Annotated in this window: 14 protein-coding genes and 1 pseudogene; 9 read left to right on the forward strand and 6 right to left on the reverse strand. The window is 59.5% G+C overall.

Going from position 1 to position 11,000, the window contains the following annotated elements; all coding sequences use genetic code 11:
* Positions 1 to 361, forward strand: a pseudogene (locus tag FVQ98_RS19255) (DDE-type integrase/transposase/recombinase); the annotation flags it as partial.
* Between the two features lie 32 nt (positions 362 to 393).
* Here FVQ98_RS19255 and FVQ98_RS19260 read toward each other — a convergent pair.
* The 4 genes from FVQ98_RS19260 to FVQ98_RS19805 form a co-directional block, all read right to left on the reverse strand.
* A protein-coding gene (locus FVQ98_RS19260) for an IS3 family transposase (RefSeq protein WP_147915077.1) occupies positions 394 to 1,598 on the reverse strand; the annotation gives its coding sequence in 2 pieces (ribosomal slippage) (positions 394 to 1,331 and positions 1,331 to 1,598; 1,206 coding nt in all).
* 61 nt (positions 1,599 to 1,659) lie between these two features.
* Positions 1,660 to 1,824: a sigma factor gene (locus FVQ98_RS19265; protein WP_370512995.1), complete on the reverse strand. Its 165-nt coding sequence runs from the start codon at positions 1,822 to 1,824 to the stop codon at positions 1,660 to 1,662.
* 545 nt (positions 1,825 to 2,369) lie between these two features.
* Complete coding sequence (locus FVQ98_RS19270) at positions 2,370 to 3,302, reverse strand: endonuclease NucS domain-containing protein (protein ID WP_147915078.1); 933 nt, start codon at positions 3,300 to 3,302, stop codon at positions 2,370 to 2,372.
* Positions 3,303 to 3,741: 439 nt separating this feature from the next.
* Positions 3,742 to 4,116 (reverse strand): hypothetical protein, encoded by a 375-nt coding sequence (locus tag FVQ98_RS19805; protein WP_187265817.1) that lies wholly within the window; start codon positions 4,114 to 4,116, stop codon positions 3,742 to 3,744.
* Between the two features lie 79 nt (positions 4,117 to 4,195).
* Between FVQ98_RS19805 and FVQ98_RS19280 the strand changes: the two genes are divergently transcribed.
* The 4 genes from FVQ98_RS19280 (at position 4,196) to FVQ98_RS19295 (ending at position 8,154) form a co-directional block, all read left to right on the forward strand.
* Positions 4,196 to 5,197: a DUF932 domain-containing protein gene (locus FVQ98_RS19280; protein ID WP_147915080.1), complete on the forward strand. Its 1,002-nt coding sequence runs from the start codon at positions 4,196 to 4,198 to the stop codon at positions 5,195 to 5,197.
* Between the two features lie 158 nt (positions 5,198 to 5,355).
* Complete coding sequence (locus tag FVQ98_RS19285; RefSeq protein WP_147915081.1) at positions 5,356 to 6,369, forward strand: YqaJ viral recombinase family nuclease; 1,014 nt, start codon at positions 5,356 to 5,358, stop codon at positions 6,367 to 6,369.
* A gap of 128 nt (positions 6,370 to 6,497) precedes the next feature.
* Positions 6,498 to 7,472 carry a recombination directionality factor gene (locus FVQ98_RS19290; protein WP_147915082.1) on the forward strand — a complete coding sequence of 325 codons (975 nt, stop codon included), beginning with the start codon at positions 6,498 to 6,500 and terminating at the stop codon, positions 7,470 to 7,472.
* On the forward strand, positions 7,459 to 8,154 hold the full coding sequence (locus FVQ98_RS19295; RefSeq protein ID WP_147915083.1) for a hypothetical protein: 696 nt from the start codon (positions 7,459 to 7,461) through the stop codon (positions 8,152 to 8,154). Before FVQ98_RS19290 ends, FVQ98_RS19295 begins: the two co-directional genes overlap by 14 nt.
* Before the next feature lie 44 nt (positions 8,155 to 8,198).
* On the opposite strand, the gene FVQ98_RS19300 is transcribed toward FVQ98_RS19295, so the two are convergent.
* Together FVQ98_RS19300 and FVQ98_RS19305 are read right to left on the reverse strand one after the other, a co-directional pair.
* Positions 8,199 to 8,480, reverse strand: coding sequence for an H-NS histone family protein (locus FVQ98_RS19300; RefSeq protein WP_147915084.1), 282 nt, complete (start codon positions 8,478 to 8,480; stop codon positions 8,199 to 8,201).
* Between the two features lie 586 nt (positions 8,481 to 9,066).
* Positions 9,067 to 9,348: a helix-turn-helix domain-containing protein gene (locus tag FVQ98_RS19305; protein WP_147915085.1), complete on the reverse strand. Its 282-nt coding sequence runs from the start codon at positions 9,346 to 9,348 to the stop codon at positions 9,067 to 9,069.
* A 126-nt stretch (positions 9,349 to 9,474) separates the two neighbouring features.
* On the opposite strand from FVQ98_RS19305, the gene FVQ98_RS19935 reads away from it, so the two are divergent.
* The 4 genes from FVQ98_RS19935 to FVQ98_RS19320 all read left to right on the forward strand — a co-directional run bounded on the left by FVQ98_RS19935 (position 9,475) and on the right by FVQ98_RS19320 (position 10,815).
* Positions 9,475 to 9,699 (forward strand): hypothetical protein, encoded by a 225-nt coding sequence (locus FVQ98_RS19935; protein ID WP_147915086.1) that lies wholly within the window; start codon positions 9,475 to 9,477, stop codon positions 9,697 to 9,699.
* A gap of 7 nt (positions 9,700 to 9,706) precedes the next feature.
* Complete coding sequence (locus tag FVQ98_RS19940; RefSeq protein ID WP_222707629.1) at positions 9,707 to 9,856, forward strand: hypothetical protein; 150 nt, start codon at positions 9,707 to 9,709, stop codon at positions 9,854 to 9,856.
* A 73-nt stretch (positions 9,857 to 9,929) separates the two neighbouring features.
* Positions 9,930 to 10,196 carry a hypothetical protein gene (locus FVQ98_RS19315; RefSeq protein WP_147915087.1) on the forward strand — a complete coding sequence of 89 codons (267 nt, stop codon included), beginning with the start codon at positions 9,930 to 9,932 and terminating at the stop codon, positions 10,194 to 10,196.
* 82 nt (positions 10,197 to 10,278) lie between these two features.
* A complete protein-coding gene (locus FVQ98_RS19320; RefSeq protein WP_147915088.1) occupies positions 10,279 to 10,815 on the forward strand; it encodes a hypothetical protein in 537 nt (178 codons plus the stop codon).
* Positions 10,816 to 11,000 lie beyond the last annotated feature (185 nt).

The following is an 11,000-nucleotide window of genomic DNA, read 5'->3' on the forward strand; positions in this document are numbered from 1 at the left end:
ATGCACTTGTTCAGCAGGCATGCTGGCAACTACCCGAAGATCACGCAAGAACGGTGCTGGGCGGACTATTACGAACCAGAAGTGGGTAGCCGACTTCACCTACATCTGGACAGCCGAGGGCTGGCTGTACGTGGCGGCGGTGCTGGACCTGTACTCGCGGCGCATCGTGGGCTGGTCGATGCAGGAGAGCATGACCTCGCAGCTCGTGGTGGATGCGCTGATGATGGCCGTGTGGCGGCGAGGCAAGCCGGTGGCCTTGTTGCATCACTCGGACCAGGGCAGCCAATACACCAGCGAGCACTTCCAGAAGCTGCTGGATGAACAAGGCATCACTTGCAGCATGAGCCGGGCCGGTGACCTTGCCCCTGTTTCGTGTAGTTCTTAACCCACGATTCACGCGGCCTTTTTACGCTGTGCCTCGTACCAGCGTTGTTCGTACTGCATCGGGCTGAGGTAGCCCAGCGACGAATGCAACCTGCGGTGATTGTAGAAGGCCATCCAGTCCATCACCGCCTGCCTGGCCTGCTCACGGGTAGCGAATTTGCACCCATGTACGCTGGCTGTTTTCAGCCGCCCCCAGAAGCTTTCCGTCGGTGCGTTGTCCCAGCAGTTGCCCTTCCTGCTCATCGATGAACGCATGCCCCAGTCCTTCAGTGCGCCCTGGACCTCGTGGCTGCAATACTGGCTGCCCCGGTCGCTGTGGAATATCAGACCGGGTGGTGGCCGGCGACGCCACCACGCCATGGTCAGCGCGTCCTTGACCAGGCTGGCCTGCATGTGCGACTGCAGGCTCCAGCCCACCACCTGGCGGCTAAACAGGTCGATGACGGCGGCCAGGTACAGCCAGCCTTCGTCGGTTTGGATGTAGGTGATGTCGCCACTCCAGAGCTGGTTGGGAGCTTCAGGGTTGAAGCGCCGCTGCACCAGGTCAGGTGCCACCGGCAGGCTGTGGCGGCTGTCGGTGGTGACCACGAACTTGCGCTTCGTTTTGGCCTTGATGCCATGCTGCTGCATGAGCTTGCGAACCCGGTCTTTGCCCACCCGGATGCCTCGGGCCACAAGCTCCTTGTGCATGCGTGGCCAGCCGTATTCGCCCTTGACGTCGGCGTGGATGGCACGGATGTGCGCCAGCAGGGCTTCATCGCTGTGGAGTCGGCCAGGGCCGCTGCGGCCATGACCATCCTCTCGCCGGCGCAGCCAGTTGAAGTACCCGCTGGCGCTGACCTCCAGCACTCCGCAGGACACGCTCACCGGGTAACGGTACTTCATTTGGTCAATCCAGGCGTACCTCGCAGCGTGTCCTGCGCGAAGTACGCCGCGGCTTTTTTTGCGATGTCGCGCTCCATGCGAAGGCGAGCATTCTCGGCGCGCAGCCGGGCAATCTCCATCTGCTCGGGCGAGACTTTGGTCGCCTTGTCGGCGCTGCCAACGTCGTCCAGCTCTCCCTTGGATGACAGTCGCACCCAGTTGCCCAGACTGGCCTTGGGAATGCCCAGCACCTTGGCCACCACCGCAATCGCCTGGCCAGCTCGCACCTGCCGAACCGCCTCCAGTTTGAACTCCCGCGTGTACTGCGCACGCACTTGCTTGTCACTCATTGCTCAACTCATTGTCGGTATTTTCAACAAGGGTCAAGAACTCCAGTTTTCAGGGGCAACCTCACACCACTTCACGCTGATTTTCGGCTTCATCATGCCAACGCAGCCATACATCCTGCACCAAGTCTTCAGCCTCTTCGACGGAACCAAGCATTCGATAGCCGAGGGCCATCAGCTTGGGGCGCGAGCGCGAAAAGGCTTGTTCAGACGATGGAGACAAGGTCACCTCTACGATATTCCAGCTACCGCCAAGCCGTCACCTCAACGCGGCGACGGACGGAGCGGACGAAACTCAACTGAGCACGAATGAATTGGCTCAATCCTAACGGTAATGGAGTCTTACAAACGTTGCGCGACGGCATGTGCCTCTACTCGGCGGTACGCCGTTGTGAGCGGCTGCTTTTGGGCGCTGAACCACCGTTTCGTCCAGAGTCTGCTTTGGTCGCGCAGCAGTCGTTCAACAACCGCGGGTTTAGCGGCAGCAACCAGCCTAGAGCAGCCCCACCAACGGTCCCATGCGCAGTGGCTTCAGTCATCCTGGCTCCGCTGACGAGCGCGCACCATCGGCTGGAAGCGGACCAATCAAAAACTGGCCAAGAAATTCTGAAGAATTTCCAGCAAGACCACTGCACATGCCCAAGCGGCGTGGCACTGAGCAACTAGCGGCGCTGCGGCCAACCCAGTTGCCCAGATAGGTGTAGTGCAGGCGATCGGGTAATAGAACAACGACACGGGCCCGGGTCTACTTTTCAGCCTGGACGACGGTACTGCTCAAGGGGTGCCCTTCAGCAGCTTGAACGTCATCTGATACCGATAAAAGTCAATCGTTGGCGTCATCGCCAGTGCCCGGCGTATTCGAATGTCATCCTCTAAAGCAATGACCACACCCCGTACAGCCTGAGCAGGCTCGGCCAACTCTTCCTTCACAAAACCCATGTAGCGCAACACCTGGCCCACCACTACATCGCTGGCGCGGCCGCGTTTCAGTTCCACCACCAACAGTTCAGTTTTGTCTTTTTTGATAGCGAGCACATCTATCGGGCCGGTATCCGTGGGGTACTGCTGCCCCACCAGTTCGCCGTCTTCGGCAAAGATGTCGTAGTCCTTACCCAAGTCGGTCTGCGCCCAGTTCTTCACCAGAAAATCTTCGAGGTGCTTCTCCATGGCGAAAGCCACGGGGTCATCGACAGTTGGATCGGCAGATAGGCTGACGGGCGGTACTATCACTCCGATCAACTGCTCAATTTCTGCAGCGTATTTGGTGATGGTGCTCACAGTTCCAATCGAACCAGTGGAGTTGCGCAGCGCATCGCTCATGTCGGCACGCTGAATGGTCTGTGACAACCACCTCACCGGGCGGCGGTGAGGAAATGGCTCTCCGTCCACATAGAAATAGTCGCCACTGACCTCCCCCACAAAGTAGGTGCCTGTGCCGTCGGGCGAGATCACCAGGTCCCCCTTGGCAATGCCTTTGGCTATTGTCCAAAGCGCACCGCACGCCAGGCCTGCCCCAATCTTTGTCTTGCCCGGCTGCCTGGCCATGAAGATGGGAACGAACTTCTTGTTGAACGCACGCCAGTCGTCACCCAGATCTGCATTCAGGTTCTGCGGAATCTCAAAGTTTGCGCCGATATACCCCCCGGCATATGCGGTCGATGCATAAGCACCACCCCGACCCAGCATCACACGGAAATAGTTCTTCATTATTTGCCTCTCCTATGCTTTAACTATGCCAGCGAATCTTGGCTCTCCGCTCTTGATCGCAGGAGACATTCGACGACTGCGGGAAGCGGAAGTAGCCAGACTCAATGAGACGCCGCAGATGTCGATGCTGCATCAACTGCCAGCAGCGCAATCGGCCGATTCAAAGTTCCCGTGCGTAACTGGGGCCTAGCGGGACCGGCTTGAAGCCTCGCTGGCTATCTCAAATTTTTTTCAGTCACATATCACCACTTAGAGTTGAATCTCAGTTTCAGCACGAGTGCAAGTAGCAGCCTCTTCGCCCGGCACGTTCCAGCGCTGCCGGGCGCTATGCCGCCTCGATAGTGCCGGCCCTGTCAGTCTCCTTCTCAAAGCCCCGCGTGCCCAGCACCCGGGGCTTTTCCTTTTGGCTGCTCCTTCCGCTCGAACCTTGTCCTTCCCATCACATATCCAAGGAGATTTCCCCGTGCTCAGTTGCCCCCAATGCCAATCCCCCCGCATCGAAACCCTCGATCGCGCTCGCACCACAGGTGCTGCCATCGGTGCTGTCGCGGGAGCCGCTAGCGGCGCCGCTGCCGCCCTGCGCTCTGCCCCACTCGGCGCCACCTATGGATCGCTCGTCGGCCCCGCTGGAACGGTCCTCGGCGCCGTCGCCGGGGCCGCCATGGGAGGCCTGAGCGGTGGGGCCGTCGGCTGCGAGATCGGCAGCCAGATCGGCAGGGCCGTCGATCAGAACTGCCTCAAGAACTACCACTGCCTGGAGTGCGGGCACCGCTTCCGGGATCCGTACGCCTGAGCGCTCGCTCTTTTTGCCCATTTCGCGCTTCTCAGGTCTTGCACTTTTCGTACTTCCCTCCCTTCACTTTCTTCTCATTCATCTTTCAAGGAGCATTTCAATGGCACATCTCGTTCAAACCATGGCCTATGTCGGCGAGACCCCCTGGCACAACCTGGGCCAGCAACTGCCCGCCAAACAGCCCATCGATGTCTGGGCCCGTGAAGCCGGCATGGACTGGACCATCCGTGAGGCACCCGTGCGCTACATGGCGACGGAACCTGGCACGGGCAGTAGCGCTGCCTCTTCCGTGTCCGCGCTGTATGCCGAACCCATGGAGTTCCCCGACCAGAAGGTGCTGTACCGCAGTGATACCAAGGCCCCTTTGTCAGTGGTCAGTTCCCGCTACCAGGTCGTGCAGCCCCAGCAGGTGCTGGAGTTCTACCGGGATCTGACGGAAGTTTCTGGTTATGAGCTAGAAACCGCCGGTGTGCTCAAGGCCGGGCGTAAGTTCTGGGCCCTGGCCCGCACCGGCAAGTCCTCGGCTCTGAAGGGCAACGACGTAGTCAATGGCTATCTGCTGTTGGCTACCTCCTGCGATGGGACATTGGCAACCACCGCGACCCCCACCACCGTGCGCGTGGTCTGCAACAACACCTTGTCCATTGCACTGTCCGGAACGTCCAGCGCGATCAAGGTGCCGCACAGCACGAGTTTTGATGCGCAGGCGGTCAAGAAGCAGTTGGGCATTGCGGTGTCCCAATGGGATGGGTTCATGTACCGCATGAAGACCCTGTCCGAGCGCAAGGTCAAGAGCCATGAGTCCATGAACTATTTCCTCAAGGTGCTCTGCCAGACGGATGGGCATGCGGATGCGTCGGCAGGTCTCATCAATGAGCGCGCCCTCAAGAAGGTACAGGCCATGTACGAAGGCCAAGGCCGGGGTGCAGAGCTGGCAGCCGCCAAGGGCACGGCCTGGGGCCTGCTGTGCGCTGTTACCGAGTTCGTGGACCACGAGCGACGGGCGCGCAGCCAGGAGTACCGGCTGGACAGTGCCTGGTTTGGCCAGGGAGCCTCGCTCAAGCAGCGGGCGCTGGAACAGGCCTTGCAGTTGGCGTCATGACGGTGTCTGCCGTTCTTTGCGGTTTATCCAGCCACCCTCACCCTTCACGGCATAGACCCCGGCTCCTTCAGTGGACCGGGGTCTTTTTTTGGAGGGCGTTGTGGCGTCGTGGTTGTCGTTGTTGTTGCTTTGGTCGTTTTCACATTCAAGGAGTCAGCATGGTTCGTCCTGTCGTTTCACCAGGGTCTGAGGCGTCAACACGGCCGCGCCCTCCCCTTCGGCTGGTCAAGACCCAGGATCTGGATCGCGATCAGTGGTTACAGGTACGCAAGGGAGGTATCGGGAGTTCAGATGCGGCAGCGGCGGTCGGGCTCAACCCCTATCAGTCGCAGCTGGAACTGTGGATGGAGAAGACCGGTCGTGCGCCCCCCGCCCCACCGAGGGATGAGAGTGAGGATGATCTCAGTCCAATGTACTGGGGCTCTCTTCTGGAACCCATCGTGGCAGCTCATTACTCCCGCCGTACAGGGAATCGGGTACGGCGCATCAATGCGGTGCTGCAGCACCCCGACTATCCCTGGATGCGTGCCAACATCGACCGGGAGGTCATGGGCGCCGCAGATGTGCAGTTGCTGGAGTGCAAGACCGCGGGCATTCAGGGCGCCTGGCTCTGGCGTGATGGAGTGCCGGAGTATGTGCAGTTGCAGGTTCAGCACCAGTTGGCGGTGACGGGTAAGCGGGCGGCCGATGTGGCGGTGCTGCTGGGAGGCCAGGAACTGCAGGTTTTTAGGGTGGAGCGGGATGAAGAGCTGATCGCTCAGCTCATTGTCCTGGAGCGAGAGTTCTGGGGCTTTGTGGAGCACGATCAGCAGCCTCCGGCGGATGGGTCGGAGTCGGCCGATCGGGCTTTGCGAGCGCTGTATCCGCGGGATGCGGGCACCACCCTGGACCTGCGCCAGGACTTGGTGATGGGGGCGGTGTTCTCGGATCTGGTGGCGGTGCGGGAGGTGCTGGCAACCCACACTGCCCTGGAAGCCCAGCTCAAGCAGTCCATCCAGCAGCGCATGGGCGATGCCTCCCGGGCGGTGTTCAATGGCGGCGAGGTGAGTTTCAAGCGCAGCAAGGATGGCAGCACGCTCGATACCACCCGGCTGGCTAAAGAGCAGCCGGAGATCGTGCGGGCCTACACGGTGCCCAAGCCGGGGAGTCGAAGGTTTCTGGTGCAGATCTGAGGTGGTGCTGCGGCCGGGGCTGCGGGCTGTTTCAGGTTCTTTCAACACGTCCCCACAGGCGGGCCTCATCGGTGACGGTGAGGCCCGTTTTGTTTTGGGGCGCATTCACATTCAACAAGGAGAGTTCAATGCTCAAAGGTTTGGCGTTGACGCCACCCGTGATCGGGCGCATTGCGATTGGGCGAGTGGTGGAAAAGAACGGGCGCAGGTTGCCCGAGAAGGATGATGAGTTCACGCTCACCAGCCAGGTACAGAACCAGGAGGGGTGGGTGGTTCACCCGATGGATGCGCAGTTGCGCAAGGATCCACAGGCCAAGCTGCGCAGCATTCCGGTGCGGCTGCTGTTTGACGATCCGGATCTGAGCCTTCGGGCCCACTACACGATGTTTGACCGGGCCACGGGAAGGCCGCTGTGTGTGGGAGATGGGGAGAGCTGCAAGAGAGTGACCCTCTCGGGGATGCAGAGCCTGCCCTGCCCTTCACCGTCGGTGTGTGCGCTGGCCCAGGATGGGCACTGCAAGCCGTATGGGCGGTTGCATGTGCGCATCGACGCAGAAGATGGTGGACACACGGATGCGGGAACCGGCGCAACCGGTGACGAGCTGAGCAGCTTTGTGTTTCGAACCACGGGGTTCAACAGCATTCGCACTTTATCTGCCCGCCTTCGGTATCTGTTTGCGGCCTCCGGCGGGCTGCTGGCCGCCCTGCCCTTGGAGCTTCGGCTACGGGGCAAGTCCACGACGCTGTCGCACCGCACGCCGATCTACTACGTGGATCTGACGCTGCGCTCAGGTCACAGCCTAGCGCAGGTGGTGGCGTTGGCCCGGCAGGAGCGACAGCAGCAGGCTGCACTGGGCCTGGATCAGGCTGCGCTGGATGAGGCGGCGCGGCAGGGCTTGGCTCTGGGGGAGTTCGAGGAGTCCTCCGAGGAAGTTGCCAGTGCTGGAGTGATAGAGGAGTTCTTTGCGGAGCCTGAAAGGCCCGAGTCTTTGGGGCCTTCTTCAGAGTATGCGGAGGTAACCACTCCCCCGACGCTGAAAACCAAGCTGGCGCGCAAGCTGCTGGCGACGGCGGATCAAGGAGGCACTCATGCCGGGGCGTGAAGGGGTCGTTCGGCGCTACGTGCTGGGGTTGGGCATGTTGACCGTGCCCAGTTACCGCAGCGCCGGTGCGTTCTCGCACCCGAAGCCGTTGCCTGGGGTGTTGGTGCGTGCGACGGCGCTGCCGCACAGGACGGGATCGACGGCATTGGCGCAAGCGGTGGCCTTGTTGTCGGGGCAACGTGTGGGTGTGCCGCCGGTGGTGACTGCGGTAGGGATGCTGGGCCAGATAAAGCGGTGGCTGCCAGAGGCGGCGGTGTCCTTGGTCGGGGAGCAGGAGCCCGCAGACTTGCTGGCGCTGTGCACAGGTGTGGTGGATGCAGGGGGCGTGATGCTGTTGCAGTGGCAGCCTTGGCCGCGAACGAAGTACGGCAATGCCCACGCACCGGATCCGCCTTCACACTGGATGCTGGTGGTCGGGGTGGAAGGGTCTTGGCATGCGAAAGGCCTTCAGGTCGACTGCCAGGCTTCGGCTTTGCTGGTGCTGGATGCCACGGTGCCGCCAGTCTGGGGATGTGGGCACAACCTGCATCTTGTGCCGGGGGAGCACAAAGATCATCCGCGCACACGTGAGGCGGCTATGTCTCGCGCCGTTTGGACGGCCCGCACGCTGGAGGGAGGCTTGGAGTACGGAATCGTGTTGGCAGCCGTGTTCGTTGGTTCTGGACAGACTCAAAGTCAGTGATCGCCTGGGCAGTACACCGCACTGCCTGGGTTCACACAGCGCGTTCAGGCAATCACAAACGGCTCTCGGTCCTTGCCTGCAATCCACTGCGGTGGCTTGCCCCGGCCGGTCCAGGTAGCGCCCGTATCTGGATCCCGGTACTTTGCCGCGACTTTCTTCTTGGCGGCCTTCGCATTCCACGGGAACACCTGCTGAGCCGTGAAACCGAACTCCTGAATGAGTTGCCGAACGGTCTGCAGGGCCTGCTCGGATTCCGCTTTTTTAGCGTTGGCGATTTTTTCGTCGAGAAGTTTTTTCTGGGCTAGGAGTTCGGAATAGCTGCTCATGGGGTGGACGGTGAAGCGGGAAAGTGTGAACTATGGATGTCGGCCGAGGGAGATCAGGATTTTGGCTGCTCTGTGGCTACTTTAGGCGACCGCAGGGCTCGCAGTGGATGCCCCATCCTGTCGCCACAGGTCCAGGTTGGCAAACTCCCGGCTGCACCTTGTGCACTGCAGGATCTCGGTGTAGCGCATGGCGCCCGACTCGTCCCGAGCGACCACCCGGCTGTAGTTGGTGGAACCACAGACACCGCATCGGCTCACCGTGGCGGGTGGATTGATCTGCATGGGTTCAAGAATGTGTTGCTGTAAGCCACGCGTCTCATCAGGACCGGGATGCGCAGATGGTCGCAAGACCTTGGATCGGGTGCCCCCTGAGGTCAATCACTGGAATGCGCACAGCAGCACACTCAGTCAACCCAAGTTTCTGCTTGATGTTGATTTGATGAGTTTGCATCACATAATGTCACAACATGAGGAGGAGACTATTGATTAAATTTTGAGCAACCTTGCGCGGCTGGTGTGACCTGGACAACCCACGGTGATCGTGCAGATTGCCGGTGACCCCATCCAGTTTGGGTGGGGACGCTTCCTACCCTCGTCGTTTGGCAGGCGCAGGTGTGGGCGGTGGCTGGAGCAATGACCAGGCGGGAACGTCCAGGACCTGCGCCAAGCGCTCGATGTTGGAGAGCGATACGTTCCAGCGGCAGCGCTCGAGTGCTGAGACGTAGGTGCGGTCCAGACCGCACTCATGGGCCAAGCGTTCTTGGGACCACTCCTTTTGTACGCGCAGCAGCCGAATCCAGTACGCGAGGACCTCGCGCAGGTTCGCGGGATCGGGCAGGCGCGCAGGGGGAGTGGGTTTGGCAGGCACCGCGTGAGGATGCGGTTCTGATTCATTTGCATCTACGGAGTTTGCTTCTCAATTGAGCGGTGTTTCTCGCAGGTGCTTTGTTTTAACAAGGGGCGCCAAACGCCCCGCTTTGAGGGAGTTCTTGTCATGAAGCTTGCTCGTATCTTGATCGTGGGGTACCTGGTGATCGGCCTCTTGTACGCGTTCTATGCGTATTTCTGGGGACCCTACGTCAATGGGAGTGCGGCGTTCACTTGGGGGTATCGCATTGCCGAGGCGTTGTTCTGGCCAGCATCTATGTTTCCCGCACTCAAAACTTGGTTAGCGGGGATCGTGATTTTGATATTCGTCGCCCTCCTGATGCGCCGATAAATTCAGTGTGGCAGTGACCTATCCGATGGCCTTCATCGCCCGGCTGATCCTGATATTTTTTGGGGTCTATTTGTTTTTTCTGATCTTCAGCTCCTGGGAAATGCTCGGTTTCCTGGCGCTGTGGATACTCGCCAATATCGCGATAGGCCGACGATAAACGAACCTGCAGAGCAACCCAGAGAGCCGAACCGTCCACGGCTCCCTCCCTTATCGCACGAAAGAAAGCATTTATGAAATTTAAAACTGCTGCCTTGGCAACCCTGATATTGGGATTACTGTCTGCGTGCAGCTCCAAGAATGAGCGGGCGTTTGTGGGGGGATGCGTGAGCATGGGTGCGAGCCGCGAGAATTGCTCTTGCGCCTATGAGAAGGTAGACGCGATTCACAAGATCGACAGCCTCAACTTTGGGGAGATTTTCGGCACCGAGGAACATAAAAAAATCCAGCTCGCGTTTGCCCAATCAGTCGTTCAGTGCATTAAGGAAAACGGCCTTTGAGCAGCATCCCCTTTATCATGCAGCTATAGTAAATTATATTGCTGCAATTCTAAAAATCCCTTAATTTCAAAAATGCCAAAATATGAAAAAAATGCTTGACAGCCTACTGGCGACATATGCCAACTCTGCCATTTTTGGTATCAACATAGCACTACTTCACATAAAAACAATTTTTGGTCGTAATTGGTTTTTTGGCCGAATCGTCAGGAAAGCGATGAGCGCGAACTACGCGCGGCTGACTCTCGTCTTTGCCCCTGTGTTGTTGGGCGGCTGCTTCGGAGGGGGTGACATCAATATCGTCAAAAATGCGGTATGGGAAGCTATGCCAGATACCACTATTGGAAAAGCATTGGACAGCAGGTTTTCATGCACGACCCCCAAATGGCGGCAATTCGAAGACGAGCGAGGGAGGAGCATCGTGGAATACACCTGTGAACACAAGGGTGTAAGAGAGTACATCTCCCGCCACTCCAAAGAGGCATTTGCGGCACGTAAACAGGCAGTCGACAACCAGTTAGGGAGGTTCTGCAAAACCCGCTGCGGCCGCACGACCGATCTGCCAAGCCGACGAGATGAGTCCATAGCGGATAAGTTTCAGCGTCCCAGGGCCATCAAATAGCGCCATTGGACTGGCCGCAAGCCCTTCTGGGCTGCAGCAGACGCACTTATGCCTGCATGGCCAGCAGCCGCGCTCGCACCATCCACAGATTGCCCAGCGCGAACAGCATGGTTAGGGATTCTCTGCACGAATCCACGCCTGATGTGCTTGCAAGGGCCTGAAGCCCAGACAATACAGACATGAAG

This window comes from Ottowia flava (genome assembly GCF_008017535.1).
Taxonomy (GTDB): Bacteria; Pseudomonadota; Gammaproteobacteria; order Burkholderiales; family Burkholderiaceae_C; genus Ottowia; species Ottowia flava.

What these genes read in the sequence shown, in the direction of transcription:
- FVQ98_RS19270 (WP_147915078.1), bottom strand. Translation starts at nt 3,302, where the DNA reads ATGAAGAACTATTTCCGTGTGATGCTGGGTCGGGGTGGTGCTTATGCA.
- FVQ98_RS19805 (WP_187265817.1), bottom strand. Translation starts at nt 4,116, where the DNA reads ATGGGCAAAAAGAGCGAGCGCTCAGGCGTACGGATCCCGGAAGCGGTG.
- FVQ98_RS19280 (WP_147915080.1), top strand. Translation starts at nt 4,196, where the DNA reads ATGGCACATCTCGTTCAAACCATGGCCTATGTCGGCGAGACCCCCTGG.
- FVQ98_RS19285 (WP_147915081.1), top strand. Translation starts at nt 5,356, where the DNA reads ATGGTTCGTCCTGTCGTTTCACCAGGGTCTGAGGCGTCAACACGGCCG.
- FVQ98_RS19290 (WP_147915082.1), top strand. Translation starts at nt 6,498, where the DNA reads ATGCTCAAAGGTTTGGCGTTGACGCCACCCGTGATCGGGCGCATTGCG.
- FVQ98_RS19295 (WP_147915083.1), top strand. Translation starts at nt 7,459, where the DNA reads ATGCCGGGGCGTGAAGGGGTCGTTCGGCGCTACGTGCTGGGGTTGGGC.
- FVQ98_RS19300 (WP_147915084.1), bottom strand. Translation starts at nt 8,480, where the DNA reads ATGAGCAGCTATTCCGAACTCCTAGCCCAGAAAAAACTTCTCGACGAA.
- FVQ98_RS19935 (WP_147915086.1), top strand. Translation starts at nt 9,475, where the DNA reads ATGAAGCTTGCTCGTATCTTGATCGTGGGGTACCTGGTGATCGGCCTC.
- FVQ98_RS19315 (WP_147915087.1), top strand. Translation starts at nt 9,930, where the DNA reads ATGAAATTTAAAACTGCTGCCTTGGCAACCCTGATATTGGGATTACTG.
- FVQ98_RS19320 (WP_147915088.1), top strand. Translation starts at nt 10,279, where the DNA reads ATGAAAAAAATGCTTGACAGCCTACTGGCGACATATGCCAACTCTGCC.